This is a genomic window from Nocardia sp. NPDC019219 (assembly GCF_040632645.1).
Taxonomy (GTDB): Bacteria; Actinomycetota; Actinomycetes; order Mycobacteriales; family Mycobacteriaceae; genus Nocardia; species Nocardia sputorum.
Window position 1 is genome coordinate 121,531 of the sequence record NZ_JBEYCG010000007.1, and the last position, 18,360, is coordinate 139,890.

Below are 18,360 nucleotides of genomic sequence, written 5' to 3' on the forward strand. Positions count from 1 at the left end.
ATCAGGGTGATGTGCCTCGGCGGGGCGGCTGTCAGGGGCGGACGGACATCGTTCCTACACGTGCGGACTATCCGGGATAGGTATGGCCGACGGCCCGTAGAACGTCGGCGAGCCACACGAGGTGGTATCCCGGCGCGTGCTCGTCACCGGCGAGCAGATCCCGCACCGCCAGGAATCGGAAACTTGACCGAGCGTCAGACTTTTCGGCTGGTCGAATTGCCGTACAGCTCGTCGGTGGGAATTGACCAGAAGTAGTCCTCAGCCACGGCGACGGCGTCGTTCGCCGTGTTGGCCTCACAAAATCGAGGTGGCACAGCACGCGCCAAGCCGGTGCTGTGCCACATCGATTCAAGCCCTCTGCCTAGAGGGAACTCACGTTGTTCACTTGGTTCGGGGTCATGGTGCCACCGGCGTTGTAGTGGATGGACATGTCCGGATCCCAGGTGATCATCGTCGCCGCGCCGGACTCGGCCCACCGAAGGCGCACGACGGCCGCGTCCTCGTACTGGGCGCTGGTGGCGCCGGGGGCCAACACGAACTGTTCCATAACCGTCCAGTCGTCGTTCCGACGGACGATCGAGACGTGGTAGTCGGTGTCGTTGTACAGCTTGTACCAGCCCGACCAGCTGCGCCCATCAGCCTTCTGGGCCCTGGCAGACGACGGCTTGGTCTCCTTCTCGGTCTGCATCTTGGTCGTGTCGGTCATGGAGATCCTCCTTGCGCAGATGCGTTTCGTCTTGCCGCATCAAGGCTCGCAATTGCAGGCCACGCGTCGACTCACCCTGCGCGGATGATCTTTACCGAACCCGCGCTCCGACCTGGCCGATTCCTTGTCTCGTCACCCACGGAGTTCGAGGCATCACGTTCCCTAACGGCAGAATCGCTTCAACTCCACCCGGGGCAACACACCGAGCGTAGCCGGGGCCGCCATCGTCAATCGCGGCCGACATGAATTCACCGGCACAACAACAGGATTCGCCCTGTCCGCTTAGCGTGACATCGACCGCCGCCCGAGGACGGCGGGTCGAGCGGCCGGTCGGGGCGCGCCTTTCTCGGCATCGAGATACTGGTGATCTCGCCTGTAATCATGTGCAGCCCCAACCTGTCGTCACCTCAACCCGATTACACGCTGCAGGCCGCCAGCCCCATTACCGCTATTCCGGGACGACGACAGACCAGGGCGCCGACCGAATCGCTCGACATACGACACCGACAGCGATGGCGCCGGACGAGGCACGGCGAGGTGGTGGTGACCGCGTCGACCGCGGTGAGATGGTGGTCGCGGCGACGAAGGACGCGATCGGCAAGACACCGATGCCGAAGCTGGCTAGTATGCAGCCCGGAGATTTCGCAAATACCCCGCGAATCCCGGCGTTCTGTGCCTGGAGGTGACGTGTCAGGGGTCTCGGCGGGCGAAGTGGCCCGGCCGCTGGTCGGACGGGTCGCGGAGATGCGCGAGCTGACCCGGGCCCTCGCTGCCGCGCGGAAAGGACGAGCATCCGCGATCGCCGTTACCGGAGAGCCGGGTATCGGCAAGACTCGCCTACTCCAGGAGATCCGCACGGAAGCACTCGCCCAGGGTTTCCAGGTGCTGGAGGGGCGAGGCACCGAACTGGAGCGAGAATTTCCCTACGCGGTCGTGATCGACGCATTCGACGAACCGCTCGGATCACTGTCCCGAACCAGCCTGAAGGCGCTCGGCGAGGAATGCCTGTCGGACCTGAGTCGAATTCTCCCATCGCTGCACCGGTGGGGCCGGGCACCGGCACGATCCACCCGAATAGACCGGCACCGCTGTCACCGCAGTGTACGGGTGGCACTCCAACGGCTGGCGGCTCGGCGCCCACTGTTGTTGATTCTCGACGACGTCCACTGGGTCGACCACGCCTCACTCGAGGTGATCGCACACCTACTGCGGAACCCCGTGCCGCGGTGTGCGTTGATGCTGGCCCACCGCTCCCGGCAACTCCCCACCGCACATACGAACGCGCTGGCTCGAGCCGTGTACGACAACACCATGTCATCAGTCGAGCTCGGTCCGTTGTCGATTGCCGAAGCCGCCGAACTGCTGTCGGACCGAGTCGACACGGCCGACCTGTCCGACTTCTATCGCGAATGTGGTGGTAATCCATTCTATTTACAGGAAGTTTCACGTGCGCGAATTCGCCTCGACGGGCTTCTCGGCGGGCATCGGACCAGCACCGGTGATTCGTACCATATCCCCACGATCGTTCATGATGTCCTGGAGCAGGAAATACAGGCACTGTCCATGCACGCGCGCAACCTGCTGCAAGCCGCGGCGGTAGCAGGCGAACCATTCGATCTCGAGCTGGCGAGCGATATCGCCGAACTGGTCGAAACCGAAATATGGCAGACAGTGGACGAGCTGGTCGCGAGTGGATTGATCTGCGAAACGGAAACCCCCGGGCGCCTGACCTTCCGCCACCCCTTGATTCGCCGCGCAGTCTACGAACGAAGTGGATATGGCTGGCGCAGAAATGCGCACAAGCGGGCAGCGAAGGCACTCGCGAACCGCAGCACCACCCTGTCGATCCGAGCGCACCACCTCGAACACTGTGGCGAGCCAGGAGACGAGGAGGCCATCGCGGTTCTGGTCGACGCGGGGACAGCTGCCTCGCAAGGAGCCCCCGTCGCCGCGGCCCGGTGGTTCCGGGCCGCCTTGCGTCTGCTGCCGAACGAGGAATCCGCCGATCGCCGACTCGCCCTGTCCATGTCGCTGGCCGAGGTCTTGAATGCCTGCGGTCGGCTCCGGGAGAGCCGAGAAGTGCTGAACCGGACTCTGGCACTGACCGCGCCCGCCGAACCCGGCGAACGCGCTCGCCTGATGGCCATGCTCGCCGTGATCGAACAGGGGCTCGGCAACGCCGTCGAGGGTCGGCGTCTGTTGACGACAGCGCTCACGCTCGTCCGACCCGACGGTGTGGCGGCCGCCGCGCTCGAACTCGAACTCGCCAAAACCCACCTGGCGCTGCGGGACTGGGCACAGGCTGTGGCCGTCTCGGCGAAGGTGCGGCGATCAGCGCGCGCGCAAGGCGACCGCCGCATGGACTTCCTGGGTACCGCGGCAAGCGCGTTCCTGAAGACGACGCAACTCGGCGACACGCTACGGGAAGCGGGCCGCGACCTCGACGAAGCCGTGCGCACCCTCGACACGCTCACCGACGCGGAAATACCCCTCGCGTTGATCGACGGACTGGTCGATGTGGTGATCTCCGCGATCTCCCTGGAGCGGTTCGCGATGACCGTCGAGTACACGACTCGGGGAATCCGGCTCTGCCGCAGCACCGGACATGGCAGACGTCTGGTCGACTTCCTGCATTTGCAGGGATTGGCTCTGCTGATGCAGGGGCAGCTCGAGCGCGGGCTCGCGGTGGCCGACGAGGCCGTCGAGGTAGCGCTGATGCTCGACAACCCACCGATGGTGGCGATGGCCGAGTCGACGCGCTGCTGGATCTTGTCCCTGCTGGGCCACACGGACCAAGCGTTCACTGCCGGTGCGGGCGCGGTCCGTATCACCGAGCAATTGCCCAGAGGGCGATACTCCTACTACCCCCCGCTGATATACGGCATGGCGCTGATCCAGGCGGGACGGTATCGACGTGGCCGTCGGCTGATCCTCGGCGCGGGGGGCCAATTCGAGATCTACCCGTCGTTGATCCCGCAATTCCATCCGTATCTCGTCGAGGCCGAACTGGCACTCGGTCGGATCGACGCCGCGGAGCACGCGACTCGTCGGATCGAGATCATCGCCGATGCGTCGCCGTTTCTGCCTATGCGAATCGGCCACACTCGCAGCACCCGCGCCCGCGTACTGCTCGCGCGAGGCGAGATCCGTGCTGCCGCCGACCATGCCGAGCAAGCGGTCGCCGAGTACCAACGAAGCGGGTGCTCGCTCGAAGTCGCCCGGGCGCGCCTGTTGCTCGGTCATGCCCTGGCCGAACTGGGCGCGAAGCCCGCCGCCAGACGCGAGTTCGACAGCGCGCTCACGATCTTCGACAGCCGGAACGCCGCACGTCTGGCCGAGCAAGCGCGCCTGGCGCTGCGCCGGGTGGGCGAGCGACACACGTCCGGCCACCGAAGCCGATCTCGTGCGACCCACATCGGATTCGGCGATCTCACCGAGCGGCAGACCGAGATCGTCAACCGCATCGTCCTGGGGAGAACCAACCGCCAGATCTCGGAGGATCTCTACGTCAGCGAGAAGACCATCGAAGCCCACCTCTCGCGCCTGTTCGCCAAGCTGGGCGTCTCCTCCCGAACCGAACTCGCCGCCCTGGTCGCGGCTCAGCAAGACCACCACCGAACCCGGCCCGCCCGTGACCGGAACAGCGCGTCTCGCGCGGCCGAATGACCCGACAGCGTTGACGGCAGGTCGCTGCGACGATGCGATGGATCACTCGTCATCCGTCTCCACCGTGCCGGAAGGCGTGGAAGGCGGACAGGTAGGCGGCGCGGTCATGGTAGGAGCGAGCGAGAGCGTCCCCGTACGCCACCAGGTCGTTGTGCCCAGAGCGGCGGATCTCGTACTGTTGCTGGAGCAGCGGCTCCAGGCGGCCGCGGCCGTCGTAGGCCCGGGCCAGGATCTCCGCCAGCACTGTCGCGTCTTCCAAGGTGTAGCTCATTCCCTGGCCGGTCATCGGATGGGGAGAGAACACCACGCTGCCCAGGAGAATGACGTTGTCGCGATGGTAGGGCTTGCTGGTGAAAACCGCCACGGGGGCGGGCGTGAACCGGTCCTCGTCCAGCCGCGCGAGGGCGTCGTCGCTCTGGGTGACGAAGGTACTGAGCCGCCGTTTCAGATCGATCCTGTGTTCGTCGAACACCGGCTCCTCCAGTTCCCGGGGTACTCCGACGAACACCCTGGCCATCTCGGCACTCACTGGGTAGAAGTAGGCAAACCAGCCGCGGGAATCGAAGTAGAGCCGGTTGCGCGTGGCGACGCTGTCCGTGATCGGAATCGTGCTCATTCGCAGGGCGTGGGGATAACGGTTGTCATCCCGTTCAGAGCCGACGAACTCACGCAGCCCTGCGCCGGATCCACCGGAATCCACCAGCACCCGAGTCCGCACCTCGGTGCCGTCGTCCAGCGTGCAGCTGGTGAGCAGAGCATCAGCGACCCCGAAATCAACCATCCGACAACCGAATCGGACGTGCACGTGCGACAGATCGGCGCATGCCGCAATGATCGTCCCCACGATCTCGCTGTAGGGGGCGATCAAGAAGTGACCGAGCTGGGTGTGCTCGGCGAAATCGTAGGAGAAGAGCAACTCACCGTCGTGGTGGTAGTCGATGACGTGCCTTTTCAAGGCGCCTCGACTCGCCAGCGTGTCGAGCAAGCCCTGCTCGGCGAGCACACGGATGCCGCGGGGCTTGAGGATCTCCGCACCGCGCGTGGCCACACCGGGTCCGGGGTCGACCACCAGCACCCGGCGGCCCTGGCGTCCCAGCAGCAAGGCCAGCATGGCACCGCCGATCCCAGCGCCCAGAATGACACAGTCGAAGTCCACGGTGGCTTGCGCCGTCCTTGTGGCGCTCATCGGTTCACCACCAGGTATCGGCCGGGCGAGATGATGTCGGCGGGATCGAAGAGCCGTTTGAGTCCCTCGAGCGGTACATCTCGGTAGGTGCCCGACCGATCGACGAGTTCCCATGGCATCTGGTCGATGTTGGAGCGGTAGGGCGGGAAACCCGCTTCCAGGAACACACGGCGAACCGCGTGGCGGAGCGCGTGTGCCCGCTCCATCGCTTCTGGCTCCCGCACGAACGGGATTTGCGCAACCATGTTCGTGGTGTGCGGTGAGATCACGTTGAACTCGAGCATGCCTGCGACGCCGTGGCGTTCCGCCTCGAGCCCGAAGAGCTCGACCGCCTTGCACAACGCATGCTGCTGGAGCGGAACCACTGGCAGGAACGTCAGCCAGCCGATCCGCGCCTCGTCGGCCCGAGCGCACTCGTCGATTCCGAGGGACTGCCGCAGGTGCAGGCAGGACGCAATCCCACGGGCGAACAAAGTACGCGGGTACAGCGGGTCGGTGATCGGCGTGGTCGCAGTGTCCAGGGAGCGGTACGACACGAGCCCGTCCACTCGGCCGAGCGTGTCGCGCATGTCGTTCTCGGCGATCCAGACGGCCTCGCGAGACCCGAGCAGGGGTACCTGGACGGTGAAGAGGTCGGGGTCGGCGGTATCGGCAATTGCCGCGCGGCCCGCCGCGGGCACCACGAAGAGCTCTTTGAGCCGCAGCATGCCGTGCGTGGCCACCCGTGTCCGGCCGACCCGGACCACGGTGTCGACGACCTCCGCGAGAGCGGTCCTGGCGTAGGTCGCGTTGACAAGGGTGACCGCCTCGGGGCGCGGAACGAAACCGATCGCCATCGCGGTGACCACGCCCAGGTTGCTTTGCAGGAAAGCCCGAGTCAAGTCGGGTCCCGCTACGGTGCCGGACCAGCCGCCGTGACGGTCGAGACCGCCGGTGGTCATGATCTCACCGGTGCCGAGCACGACTTCCAGTCCCAAAAGGTCCTCGACCCGCGCCCGGATTGTGCCGTCGCCGCGTTCGATCGTGTTGCCGACGAGGCTGGCATCGGCACAGCCCGAGGTCACGTTCAGCATCCACGGTGTACCGTCGAGCAACTCCACGAGCTGCCGTTGGGTTACCCCCGGTTCGACCACGGCGTAGCCCCGGTCCAGGTCTGCAGTCCGGATGGTGGTCATCCGGCTGAGATCCAGGATGGTGCAGCCGTCGAACACCGGATGACGTGAGCCCATGCCCCAGTTCCGACCGGTGCTCAACGAGTAGACCGGTGTCCCCTCTCGCGCTGCCCGCAGCACCAGCCGTTGGACTTCGTCGGTATCGAGCGGATGGCACGTACCCCGGATCTCTCGTGCTCGATGGGCCCCCAAATCCTGTGATCGAATGTCCTGGGGAGAATTTCGTCGATCAGCGGAGCTGCCTGTTTCGACGCGGTGAACGCTCATCGTTACTGCCTGTCCTCGAGCCGGGCGGGTGCCCGGCCGATGTCGAGATTCGGTGGAAGCCGAGTCTTGACTCACAGTTGCAGGCACGGGCAGTAGGGAAATCCCCACTTTCGTTCGCCGCGTCCGCCTCTCCGCGCCCGTTCTGTCGCACACCATGCGGTTTCGACGCCACCGATGCCGTCCTGCTCCGGCCGAACCGGCCCACTGCTGATCAGCGCCTCGTCAACAGACCCCGCACAGGCCGACCGAGATGGCGTTCGTGCCGCATGAATTCTTGTATTCGCCGACATGGTTCACATCAGCAACGGGCAGACAGGCCGACCGAAGCACATGCTGCGTCCCACCTTCGTCACGAAAGTGTTGTCCCGGGCGTCACCGCCTGCCGCGTTCAGATCGGCTGCCCCGCTTGCGACCGTAGTGCCGCGGTGACGATGGCCCGCGCTTGGATCTCGACCAGTCGCTCCAGAGGCACCGGCTGTCCTGGCGCGTGGCGCTCGATCTCGCCGCTCCATCCATCGAAGATCGCCCCGAAGCGCTCGCGCTCGGCCGCCACCTGCGCGTCGTCCGGCCGACGCGTGGCGAGGTCGTCGAGCACGCGGCACATCATGCCGCCCATGCGAAGTCGGAACATGCCGAGCCAGACGTAGTCCTCGACGAAGATCTCGCCGAGCGTCGCCGGACGGTCGGGTTCGGCCGCTGCCTCCTTCTCCGCCGCCATGTCGGGCAGATCCGCCAGCGTCGCGCGCACTGAGCGCTCCAGCGCGGTACTGCCGTCGAGTCGATCAGCTACTCGGTCCAGCGACTCGCGGACGGTGGCGGCGAGCTCGCGGTAAGCCGTTGCGGTGGAGGCGAAGACGTCGCCGCGGGGGCGCGCGCTCGGTGTCTCGTCTGCGATCCGGGGATCCACCCACAGCGGCAACTCGCACACCAGCACGGCGGTGCCGTAGGGCGCGGCGTAGTCCCGCGAGCCACCGCCGCCGAGCGCCGCCACCGGATCCACGCCCGCCTCGGTCAGCGCGGTGGCCATCTGGTCGAAGGTGGGGACCTCGAAAACGCCGGGGGCCCAGGCCCGCCCTCCGGGTGCGTCCGGTGCACCGGTGTGGATCGGCACGTCGGCCGCGGTGAGCGAGTCGGTCAGCGCCGACCAGTAGGACTGGTCGCCGCCGGAGGTGTAGAAGAAACCACCGCCGAAGTCCGCGTTGTGCAGCGAGGCGATGAACGCCGGGCGGGTGCGGTCGATCAGTGTCATCAGGGCGCGAGTCTCCGGCATCGGCGTGCCGACGGGAGTGCCGCGCCAGGTGATCGGGAAGGCCCACTCCGGCTGCTCGGTGACCGTGGGCCGATAGAAGTGGCGCGCGACGTCGGTGCGGGTGCGCGGACCTGCGAACCAACCCTCGTTCAGTCGGGTGCCGTCGGGATCGATGCACAGCACGAAATGCCAAGTGGCACCGGCCGAGAGCGTTTCATCGGCGGCGAGTCTGCCGACCAGGTGCGCGATGGTGGCCATGCCGATGGGCTCGTTGGCGTGCGGGCTGCCGAACACCAGGATGTTCCGCTCGCCCGTACCCACCTGCACCGCACGGATCGGATCGCCGGCGCGCGAGCGACCGATCTCGATGACCCGCAATCGATCAGGCGCGGCGGCCGCCACGCGGTCGATCTCGGCGTTCAGTTCGTCCACGGTGGGGAACGCGTCCAGCGGCTCGACCGGGCCGACGATACGGGCGACCTCGTCCGTCGCGTCAGGTGTGTCTTCGCGGCCGCATCCGACGGTCAGGGTGGTGCAGGCCACGGCGGCCAGGCCCAGCAGAGTTCGACGATCCATCTCGGTCATGCGCAGCTCATTTCGATAATTCGATTATTTGAATAATCAGATTATCATCAACGGCATGCGACGCGCCGAGACTCGGGAGGCCAACCAGCACGCTCTGATCGACGCCGCGATCGCCGATATCGCCGAGCACGGCTACCAGGCGGCCCGGCTGGCCGATATCGCCGCGCGCGCGGGGCTCACCACCGGCGCGATCTACTCGATCTTCGGCAGCAAGCGCGCGCTGCTCATCGCGGCCACCAAGCGGCTGGTGGAGGAGTATCAGCAGACACTGCGGCCGCTGGCGGACCCGGACCTGGATCTGCCCGGGGTGGTGCGCGGTTACGCGAGCGCCGTACTCGACTCGACCGACTCCCCCCGCGCCCGCGAGCACTTCGCGTTCGAACTAGAGGGCTTGGCCGCCGCGCTACGCGATCCGCAGCTGATGTCGGAGGTCGACACGCAGGTGCCGAGCACCCCGAGCCTGCTCACCGCGCTGTTCACCGATCGCCGGATCGGCGCGGCGCGCACCACGGCGGAGCAGGCCGAGCGGCTGGCGCCTGCGGTGCACGCGCTGGTCACCGGATTCGCGCAACACGCGGTGATCGACCCGAACAGCGTGGACCGCGACTTCGTGATGGCGAGCGCGGTCCAACTGACCGCGCTCGTGAGCCCGGGTGACTGTGACGTGCCCGACGAGTGATCAGCCGGTCTTGTGTCCGCCAACACGCGAAAACAGCCGAAGAGATGTTCGCGGCATTGCTCGCGTGGCGCGCTCATCGTCGCGCCGGTGAGCGCACGAGCGGCCAGGGTTCGGAGCAATCGCAGCAGCCGGGCGTAGAATTCTCTGCGGCGCAGGCCGAATCGAACGAACGCCTCCTCGTCGTTCCCGCCGTAGGACGCCCATTTGGTAGCGAATTCCAGCATGTCGTTCTCGTAGGCTCATCACCACCGACCTTCGATCCGGGGGCCATGCAAGTACCCCCATGGGTGTAATGGCCGATCGAATCGGCGATATCCCAGCCAGCACGTGCCCGAGCGGCGGCCGTCGCGGGATCCACGACGAATCCGCCGCATCGCCGATGCGATAGGTGAGATTCGACTGCCCGAGGCCGATCCGTTGCAGGCGCAGCGGCGCGGTAGTCGATGCGGATCATGGTCCTCACACCGCTGCCGCGTGATACAGCTCGCGATGCTCCGCCCACGGACGCTGTCGCTCCTCCGGACTCATCGCCAACAACGCCCGCAACTTCCCCCACGCCACCTCATCCACCGGCGTATACACCTGCATCCACGCATTCGGCACCGACGGCAACGACATACTCGTCAAAAACATCTCCAACTCCCCCACCGCCAAATTCCGCACCTGCTTCGTCCGGCTCACCGGCACCGCCACATCATTCAACGCCCACAACGACGCAAAGTTCTCACTCTCCGCACACAGTTCCGCGATGAAATCCTCCCACCCCGGATCACCCAGATTCTTCGCATACGCCCCACGCAAATACCCCACCATCCGGCGCAGATCATCCCAATTATGGCGATACGCGTTGCAGCACTCCGGGGTCAGAAACACCCGACGCGCCACATTCCGCTCCTCCGCTAGGAAACCAGGGCACAGCGCCTCGTACGAGCCGTTGTGCGCCAACACGTCATACCTGGCACTCAACACCACCCCCGGCAACGGTTCCAGGTGATCCAGGATGACCTGCAATTCCTCCGGTAACGCCGATCCGGATTCCACCGAGGGCACCGTCGGCACATCCGCCAACCGATACAAATGCGCCTTCTCCGCCGCATCCAACGACAACACCCGAGCCACCGCGTTCAACACCTGAACACTCACATTGATACTGCGGCCTTGTTCCAACCACGTGTACCAAGTGATCCCGATTCCGGCCAGCTGTGCGACCTCTTCCCGGCGCAGGCCCGGGGTGCGTCTGCGTGGGCCCGGGGGTAGTCCCACGTCTTGCGGCGCGATCCGGGCGCGCCGGGACTTCAGGAAGGCTCCGAGCTCGGCGCGCCGGGCTTTGCGGACCGCCTGAACATCGACGACATCGGTCATCCTGAGATCCTCCCGTACCGTGCCAGAGGTATCCAGGTGCTGCTGATACCAGTTTCGGGGAGATCCGCGTGATGATGTTCGGTTCGGCCTCGATGGGTACGCCAGTGGAGTGGTGCGGCGGAGTGAGGTGCTCGAAGGCGTCACGGCGTTTCTGGCTACCGCGGTGGCCGGGTTGCTCCTGGTCGTGCCGCTCAGTTTCGGCCGCACCTGCCATTGCACGCCCTATCAGGTCAACCAACTGGTGCTCAGCGTGCCGCGCGAGGCGGCGATCGGCGTCCTGGTCGCGGCGGTCACCGCGGTGGTCGCGGTCAGCCTGGCCCGGGCGCGCACCGCGTGGTGGATCGCGCTCACGGCGACACTGGTGCTGTTGGTCACGCACACCGTCGAAGCGAACAGCGCCTCGCCCGACATCCTCACTACCACCGCCTACCTCGACGCGATCGGCAGCGGCATCCTGCTCGGCGCGACGGGGGTGGCGGTACTCGGCCGCCGCGCGCCGGGGATGGGGTTCGTTCTGGGCGGTGTCGGGTGTTTTGTGGTCATCACGCTCTCGCAGGCGTCGGGGCTGCTGGGCAACCCGCACCGGGCGACGTCCGAACCGCACGTGTGGTCGGTGTTCGGATCCCAGCCACTGTGGTTGCTCGCCGCGGTGGCCGTACTGATCGTGGCGTGCCAGGTGCTCACACGACAGCGCTTCACCCCGGAGCCGACCTATCCGGAATTGCCGCTGAGCCCCGTCATAGCCGCGATCGTGCTCGTGATGACCGAACTGGCCGTCGCGGAGTGGCGCTTCCGCCACGGCGACGGCAGCGTCGAACTCGTCGTGACGGCCCTGTGCACCCTGCTGGCGACGACCGCCGCCGCGTGGCTGCTCCCGCGCCGGGACGGGATCATGATCTATCTGGCGGTCGGGCTCAGCGCCACGGGCAGCGCGGTGGGCAACGGACCCCGACCGGCGTGGAGTGTGCCGCTGCTGCTGGGGTTGATCCTGTTGGGGTATTTCGGCGGGGCCCGGCTGTCGAATCCGCTGGTCGGCGCCGGGTTGCTCACGGCTGTCGCACTGTTCGCGGCGCTGGTTCCGCCTGGTGCGGTGCGCCATCTCGGAACTGCCGCCCTCGCCGTGGTCGCGGGTTACTGCGCGTCCTACATCCAGCCCAGAACGGCGGGCAGCATTCTGGCGATCGCCATCCTGTGGCGGCCCTCGACCGTGGCGCCGGTCCGGACCGAGTCGTTCGACTGGACGATGGTCTCGCCGCATCGTCTCCCCGACTGGGGCCCGGTCACGGTCGTCTCGGGTTCGGAATGGGCAGCGTTCGCCATCGTGGCCGGCTGCGGGCTCGGGATGGTGCTGCGCGCCCTGCCGAAACGGAAAGCACCCGCGCCGCGGCGCGCCCCGGCCCCTATGGCGGCGATACGGGAGGTGATCTCCCGGGTTTCGGCGGCTGGGCACGAGCGCATGGAGCCGAGCTAGGCGTTTCGCGCGGTGGCCGGCGCCTATGCGGTCCGAGCCGCCGCAGCGTCACGGTGCGGCACCGCTCTGCCGAGCGGCATCTGCGGAACCGGAGGCGCGGGCGGCACGAATCGCAGAATCTCGGGGAAGCCGTGGAATCCACCGGGAATGGGGACCTCCACCGGGACATCGGGTGCGCTGCGAAGTACGGGCTGCGCCGTCGCGGGCGCGGCGGCCAATACCGCGGCGGCGACGGCCACAGCGCCCGACGCCACGGCCGGCCAGGACTTACGCCGCGAGCGTCGGCCAGGTCGAGCTTCGGTCTCGAACGACATGAGCCGGTCCTCCCATCTGCGTCGGCCGGCCCGGTACGACCCATCAGGCGTCACCGAGCCTCGAATTGATTCGAAACACCACGGTGCTTGCGGTGCACTGGATCCGACGTTCATGCTCGCGCATTCGATCGAAGAGCCCGCGCGGGACACACGGAAGCCGTATTACGGAAAGATAACCGGCACGTCTACCGTCGGGCTTCGACCTGCGCCGACGAGCGCTCCGGACTTGCCTGGCCTCCACTGCTCGAGCTGCGGTGGGCGGACCGAAGGAACCGGTTCGACCACTGGATCCGCCGGAAAGCCGTGCGCGGACGACCCGAGAGCGGTTCTTTGATACACCGTCCGAAGGGGCGACCCGGCGTCGGCTGGGAGCTGGCGGCCGGAACGTCCGAAGCCGACATCGTGGTGCAGGTGAGCGCGCAGCGAACGGTGGACGAGGCCGCGGCCGTTGTGGTGGCCGCCGAGCGGAATCTCTGCTGAGCCCGGCGGCCCCGGGACCCCGTTCGCCGAGGTAATCGGCCGCGAAACGGCGTGCGGTGCGGGCTGACCGGAATTCCGGCTCCCGTTGGGTAGATTCCCCCGCGATGTCCAGAATCCCTGCCACATCCGGTGCTGGCGACACGACCGATGCCGCGGTTCCCGCCTCGATGGTCGGGCGCCGGTATCGCAGCAGCGATCACTACGTGGTCGAGCGCGAGAAGATCCGGGAGTACGCCCGCGCGGTGCGCAACCGCCATCCGGCGCACCGGTCGGAGGACGCCGCGGCCGACCTGGGCTACGGCAGCCTGCTCGCTCCCCCGACCTTCGGCGCAGTGCCCGGGTACCTCGCCTACGCCGAGGTGTTCGACACGATCCTGCCCGGCTACGACCTGAGCCGGACCATCCAGACCGATCAGATGATCGAATTCCACCGGCCGCTGCTGGCCGGCGACCGGATCCGCTTCGAGATGTGCCTCGACTCGTTCCGGCACGCGTTCGGCGGCGACCTCATCGGCTTGCGCCAGACCATCGTGGACCAGGACGATCGGCCCGTCCTCACGTCTCGGACCAGTTTGGTCGGGCGGGCCGACGAGGCCCTGCCGACGTGGTTCGACGCGGTCGTGATGCACGGCGCACGCCCGGACGAGCGCACGCCGCGCCGCGCCGCGCACCCGCGCTACGTCGGGGCCGGTGACGAACCCGCCCGCGAGATGCCGACCACACCGGTGTGCCCGAAAGCCCGGCGTCGGTTCGACACCGTTCGTCCCGGAGCCGAGCTTCCCCCACATACGCTCATGGTCAGCCGCGGCGATCTGGTGAACTACGCCGGAGTCGCGGGAGACCCGAATCCCATTCATTGGAGCCCCGAGGCAGCCGCGCGGATGGGTTTGCGAGACATTGTCGCGCAGGGCCTGTTCACGATCGGACTGAGTGTGGACTTGCTCACCTCGTGGTCGAGCGACCCCACCGCCCTGCGCTCCTACAACGTGCGCCTGACCAATCCCGTCCACGTCGGCGCGACCGGCGGCCGGATCGAATTCTCCGGCCGGGTGAAACACCTGGATGAGGACACGCGCACCGCCACCGTCGCGATCATCGCCGAGCACGACGGACGCAGGATCTTCGGTCGCGCGACAGCCGAGGTCGCCCTCGCGTGATCGCACGACCCGTTCGCGCCGCCGCATCCGCTGGGTTTGGTCCGGAGCAGCCGGGGCACGTTGGAGGCGGAGCGCGCGCCCGCCGGGACCGGCGGACGCGAACTCGGCACCCGATCGAGCGGGCAACCGGCCCGCTCGCACCCGAAAGGACCGGTATCTGTCGTGGTTGTGCTTCTTGCTGTGATCGGCTCGGCTTCCCTTGCCGTCATCGCGGTCCATGCCACGGTCGTAGCGCGCAGCTTGGCGGAGCTTCGTTCCCCGCGCCGCCCCGGCGCGCTCCGGGGCGAGCGGGACGCCGCGGAACTGACGGGCACAACGGTCTGATTCCCGCACCATCCCCGCGGTCGGTGCCTTCGCGCAGGTCGACGCCGTCATGTCTCGATCGGATGGAGAATCGGATACGATCTTGACTGCCTCTCGGTCCAGCAAACGGCCGCTGAGACAGTCGGCGTGCGCTGGTGCCGCCCCATGGTGATCGGAGGCCGGGTTGTCGGTGTTCGCCGACGACGGCAATGGTGCTGTCATTCGTCCTGCCACAAGTGGACCCTCGACCGGTGGCGTTCGTGCGGCGTGACGGGACAAACGACGATCCCGAACTGATCGTGGGCGCGGAGTGGCCGTGGCAGCAACCTTCAGTGCTCCTGATCGAGGACGATCCGGGAGACGCGCTGCTGGTGGAGGAATTGGTCGTCGACGGCGCCCCCGGCCTGCAATTGCACTGGGTGCGGTCGCTGGCCGAGGCCGCCGAGCATCTGGCCGCCGCCGAACCCGACTGCGTGCTGCTGGACCTGCATCTGCCCGACGCTCAAGGGCTCGAGGCGGTGGAACGCATCCGTACGCACACCGATCAGGTCGCGATCGTGGTGATGACCGGGCTCGACCAGGAGCAGACCGGTTTGGCGGCGGTCGCGGCCGGAGCGCAGGACTATCTGGTCAAAGGACGGGTCGAGCCCGAGTTGTTCGGGCGCGCCGTGCGCTACGCGATCCAGCGCAAGCAAGCCGAGCGCACAAGCGCGGCCTTGCAGGCGATCAATATGCGTGCGCAGGAGAACGCGCGCCTGGAACGCGGTCTGCTGCCCACCCCGCTGCTGCGCGGCAGGCAGGTCGTCGACGTGGTGGCGCGCTACCGTCCCGGGCGGGCGCACGCGCTGCTCGGGGGCGATTTCTACGACGTGGTGCAGGACACCGACGGCACGGTGCACGCCGTCATCGGCGACGTGTCCGGGCATGGGCCGGACGAGGCCGCGACCGGCGTGGCGTTGCGCCTGGCCTGGCGCACCCTGGTCCTGAGCGGGGTGACCGGCGCACGGCAACTGCGGCTGCTCGAACAAGTCCTGCTCGCCGAACGCACCGGCAAACAGACCTTCGCGACGGTGACCAGCCTGATGCTGCATCCGGGTGAGCGCCGCGCACAGGTGTTGCGGGCCGGGCATCCGGGCATGCTGCTGCGCTCGGCATCCGGATTGGACTGGGTCGAAGTACCCGGCGGACCCGCCCTCGGCTTCCTGCCCGGTCGAGCCGAGTGGCCCGCCGAGCAGGTGGACCTGCCGCTCGGCTCCGGGCTGATGGTGTTCACCGACGGACTGTTCGAGGGACGAGTCGGGACGGATCAGGAACGGCTCGGGGAAGACGGGCTCGTGGAGGTCGCGCGCGCGGTGCGCGCCGCCGATCCCGACTGGTTCGTCGACGAACTGATCGGCCGCGTCGAGGCGCTGGCGGGGGAATCGGGCGGATTGGATGACGATGTCGCCATCCTGTATCTGGGATGGAACGACGACGGGCGAGGACAGGACCGGAACCGATGACGACGAAGACCGGTCGGCCGCCGGTGAGCGCGCGGCTGACCGCCCAGGCTTGGTTTCAGCTGGTGCTGGCCGCGATGGTGCTGGTAGTGATCATCGGCACCGTGGCGGGCGCGCAGGTGATCGCGCAGACCAACCGGGTGACCGACCGGCTGCTGGACAAAACGTTGCCCGCGGCAGCCGAGGCCTACCGGTTGCAGAACGCCTTGGTGGACCAGGAGACGGGGCTGCGCGGCTACGGCATCACCGGCGACCGGCAGTTCCTGCAGCCCTACCAGGACGGCGCCCGGGACGAGGCGCAGTCGGTCGCCAGGCTGCGCGAGCTGCTGGCCGACCGGCCGTCGCTGCTGCACGAACTCGACGCCATCGAGAGTTCCGCGCGGCGGTGGCGCACCGAGTACGCCGAGCCGCTGGTAGCGGCGTTGGCCTCCGGGTCGACCAGCGGCACCGAGCCCACCTCCCCCGCGCGCGGCAAACCACTGTTCGATGAACTCCGCGCGCGCTTCGATGTACAGAACACCAGTCTCGCGGCGGCCATCGCGGACGACGAGGACGAACTCGCGCACACTCGCGCGGTCCGGGACGCGGTGCTGGCCGGGATGGTCATCGCGTTCCTGCTGACCGGCGTGCTGCTGACCGTGTTGATCCGGCGCCTGATCGCCCGTCCCCTCGGCTCCTTGACCGACGCGTCGCTGCGGGTGGCCAGCGGCGAGTTCGATCACCACATCGACGCGCACGGTCCGGCCGACCTGGTGACCGTCGCGAACGCGGTGGAGAGCATGCGCAGGCGCATCGTCGCCGAGCTGGCTTCCTCGCGCGCCAAGGAAGCCGTCCTCGCCGAGCAGAAAACCGATCTCGACCTGCAGGCCGTGGAACTGCGCCGGTCCAACGCGGAGCTGGAGCAGTTCGCCTACGTCGCCTCGCATGATCTGCAGGAGCCGTTGCGGAAGGTGGCGTCGTTCTGCCAGCTGTTGGAGAAGCGCTACGGCGACAAACTCGATGAGCGCGGCAAGCAGTACATCGACTTCGCCGTCGACGGAGCCAAGCGGATGCAGGGGCTCATCAACGATCTGCTCACCTTCTCCCGCGTGGGCCGGATCACCGATCGCACCGAATCCACCGGCCTCGGTCAAACCCTGGACAAGGCCATGACCAACCTCTCCACGGCCATCGACGACACCACCACGCGCATCCGGCGCCCGGAGGAGTTGCCCGAGATCGTCGGCGATCCGACGCTGCTGACGATGTTGTGGCAGAACCTGATCGGTAACGCCATCAAGTTCCACGCACCCGACCGCGCACCGGAGATCGAGATCACCTGCGAGCCGGCCGAGGAGGACGACGCCTGGTTGTTGTCGGTCTCCGACAACGGCATCGGGATCGCGCCCGAATTCGCCGAGAAGGTGTTCGTCATCTTCCAGCGGCTGCACAATCGTGAGGAGTACAGCGGAACAGGCATCGGGCTGGCCGTCTGCAAGAAGATCGTGGAGTATCACGGCGGCCGGATCTGGATCGACACCGATTACACCGCGGGCACCCGCTTCTGCTTCACCCTGCGCGCCGCCGGAGCCGACGGCACCGCCCGCACCGCCGACGTCCCCGTTCAAGAAGGAGCCCCCGCATGACCTCCGGCCAGCCCATCGACATCCTGCTCGTGGAAGACGACCCCGGCGACGAGCTGATGACGCGAGAGGCCTTCGAGGACAACAAGATCGGCAACACCCTGCACGTCGCCAGGGACGGCGAGGAGGCGCTCGAGTTCCTCTACCGTCAAGGCAGGTACGCGGACGCGCCCCGGCCGGACCTGATTCTGCTCGACCTCAATCTGCCCAAGTACGACGGCAGGCAAGTGCTGGAGAAGATCAAAGCCGATCCCGACCTGTCGCACATCCCGGTGGTCGTGCTGACCACCTCCGCGGCCGAAGAGGACATTTTGCGCAGCTACCGCCTGCACGCCAACGCGTACGTCACCAAGCCCGTCGACCTCGACCAGTTCGTCGCCGCCATCAAACAGATCGACGACTTCTTCGTCCAGGTCGTCCGGCTGCCGCGCCAGAGTCTGTGAGGCGTTCCCCCCGCGGCAGTGGGCTCGGGCACGTCGATTCACGGATGTCACGGGACGGCCGGGGCCGGGTTCTCACGGACGGAGCCAGCCGACGAATGGGCGATGATCAACTGGGTATAGCCTCGGGGAGCACACGCGCGGCGAACACCGCAGCCGAGCCCGACGATGGTCCACGCGCTCGGCGTGGCGCGGGTACAGC

At 67.3% G+C, this 18,360-nt stretch carries 14 protein-coding genes and 1 pseudogene; 8 read left to right on the forward strand and 7 right to left on the reverse strand.

Annotated features, from left to right (window positions below; translation table 11 throughout):
• Nucleotides 1-361: 361 nt before the first annotated feature.
• Nucleotides 362-706 (reverse strand): hypothetical protein, encoded by a 345-nt coding sequence (locus ABZ552_RS15685; protein WP_281879585.1) that lies wholly within the window; start codon nucleotides 704-706, stop codon nucleotides 362-364.
• 687 nt (nucleotides 707-1,393) lie between these two features.
• Between ABZ552_RS15685 and ABZ552_RS15690 the strand changes: the two genes are divergently transcribed.
• Nucleotides 1,394-4,372: a BREX system ATP-binding domain-containing protein gene (locus ABZ552_RS15690; RefSeq protein WP_357437856.1), complete on the forward strand. Its 2,979-nt coding sequence runs from the start codon at nucleotides 1,394-1,396 to the stop codon at nucleotides 4,370-4,372.
• Nucleotides 4,373-4,421: 49 nt separating this feature from the next.
• Here the strand turns inward: ABZ552_RS15690 and ABZ552_RS15695 are convergent, their stop codons facing one another.
• The 3 genes from ABZ552_RS15695 to ABZ552_RS15705 form a co-directional block, all read right to left on the reverse strand.
• Nucleotides 4,422-5,558 carry an FAD-dependent monooxygenase gene (locus ABZ552_RS15695; RefSeq protein ID WP_357437858.1) on the reverse strand — a complete coding sequence of 379 codons (1,137 nt, stop codon included), beginning with the start codon at nucleotides 5,556-5,558 and terminating at the stop codon, nucleotides 4,422-4,424.
• The gene (locus tag ABZ552_RS15700) at nucleotides 5,555-7,153 is read right to left on the reverse strand and encodes an FAD-binding oxidoreductase (RefSeq protein WP_357437862.1); all 1,599 of its coding nucleotides are present in this window, start codon (nucleotides 7,151-7,153) and stop codon (nucleotides 5,555-5,557) included. The genes ABZ552_RS15695 and ABZ552_RS15700 overlap by 4 nt, the downstream gene beginning before the upstream one ends.
• A gap of 232 nt (nucleotides 7,154-7,385) precedes the next feature.
• Entirely contained in the window at nucleotides 7,386-8,831 is a 1,446-nt protein-coding gene (locus ABZ552_RS15705; RefSeq protein ID WP_357437865.1) for a M14 family zinc carboxypeptidase, read from the reverse strand.
• 55 nt (nucleotides 8,832-8,886) lie between these two features.
• Here ABZ552_RS15705 and ABZ552_RS15710 point away from each other — a divergent pair, with 55 nt between their 5' ends.
• A complete protein-coding gene (locus tag ABZ552_RS15710; protein ID WP_281879580.1) occupies nucleotides 8,887-9,510 on the forward strand; it encodes a TetR/AcrR family transcriptional regulator in 624 nt (207 codons plus the stop codon).
• A gap of 318 nt (nucleotides 9,511-9,828) precedes the next feature.
• On the opposite strand, the pseudogene ABZ552_RS15715 reads toward ABZ552_RS15710, so the two are convergent.
• Together ABZ552_RS15715 and ABZ552_RS15720 are read right to left on the reverse strand one after the other, a co-directional pair.
• Nucleotides 9,829-9,945: pseudogene (locus ABZ552_RS15715) on the reverse strand (phosphotransferase family protein); the annotation flags it as partial.
• Nucleotides 9,946-9,969: 24 nt separating this feature from the next.
• Entirely contained in the window at nucleotides 9,970-10,872 is a 903-nt protein-coding gene (locus ABZ552_RS15720; protein WP_281879579.1) for a helix-turn-helix transcriptional regulator, read from the reverse strand.
• A 109-nt stretch (nucleotides 10,873-10,981) separates the two neighbouring features.
• Between ABZ552_RS15720 and ABZ552_RS15725 the strand changes: the two genes are divergently transcribed.
• Nucleotides 10,982-12,343: a hypothetical protein gene (locus ABZ552_RS15725; RefSeq protein ID WP_357437869.1), complete on the forward strand. Its 1,362-nt coding sequence runs from the start codon at nucleotides 10,982-10,984 to the stop codon at nucleotides 12,341-12,343.
• Between the two features lie 23 nt (nucleotides 12,344-12,366).
• Here the strand turns inward: ABZ552_RS15725 and ABZ552_RS15730 are convergent, their stop codons facing one another.
• Nucleotides 12,367-12,657, reverse strand: coding sequence for a hypothetical protein (locus ABZ552_RS15730; protein WP_357437871.1), 291 nt, complete (start codon nucleotides 12,655-12,657; stop codon nucleotides 12,367-12,369).
• A gap of 330 nt (nucleotides 12,658-12,987) precedes the next feature.
• On the opposite strand from ABZ552_RS15730, the gene ABZ552_RS15735 reads away from it, so the two are divergent.
• From ABZ552_RS15735 to ABZ552_RS15755, 5 genes are all read left to right on the forward strand, one after another.
• Nucleotides 12,988-13,137 carry a hypothetical protein gene (locus tag ABZ552_RS15735; RefSeq protein WP_281879575.1) on the forward strand — a complete coding sequence of 50 codons (150 nt, stop codon included), beginning with the start codon at nucleotides 12,988-12,990 and terminating at the stop codon, nucleotides 13,135-13,137.
• Nucleotides 13,138-13,241: 104 nt separating this feature from the next.
• Nucleotides 13,242-14,294: a fused (3R)-hydroxyacyl-ACP dehydratase subunits HadA/HadB gene (locus tag ABZ552_RS15740; RefSeq protein ID WP_357437874.1), complete on the forward strand. Its 1,053-nt coding sequence runs from the start codon at nucleotides 13,242-13,244 to the stop codon at nucleotides 14,292-14,294.
• A 563-nt stretch (nucleotides 14,295-14,857) separates the two neighbouring features.
• The gene (locus ABZ552_RS15745) at nucleotides 14,858-16,099 is read left to right on the forward strand and encodes a SpoIIE family protein phosphatase (protein WP_357438053.1); all 1,242 of its coding nucleotides are present in this window, start codon (nucleotides 14,858-14,860) and stop codon (nucleotides 16,097-16,099) included.
• A complete protein-coding gene (locus tag ABZ552_RS15750) occupies nucleotides 16,096-17,721 on the forward strand; it encodes a CHASE3 domain-containing protein (RefSeq protein WP_357437876.1) in 1,626 nt (541 codons plus the stop codon). Before ABZ552_RS15745 ends, ABZ552_RS15750 begins: the two co-directional genes overlap by 4 nt.
• Nucleotides 17,718-18,161, forward strand: a complete 444-nt coding sequence (locus ABZ552_RS15755) for a response regulator (protein ID WP_281879571.1) — start codon at nucleotides 17,718-17,720, stop codon at nucleotides 18,159-18,161. Before ABZ552_RS15750 ends, ABZ552_RS15755 begins: the two co-directional genes overlap by 4 nt.
• Nucleotides 18,162-18,360: the final 199 nt, after the last annotated feature.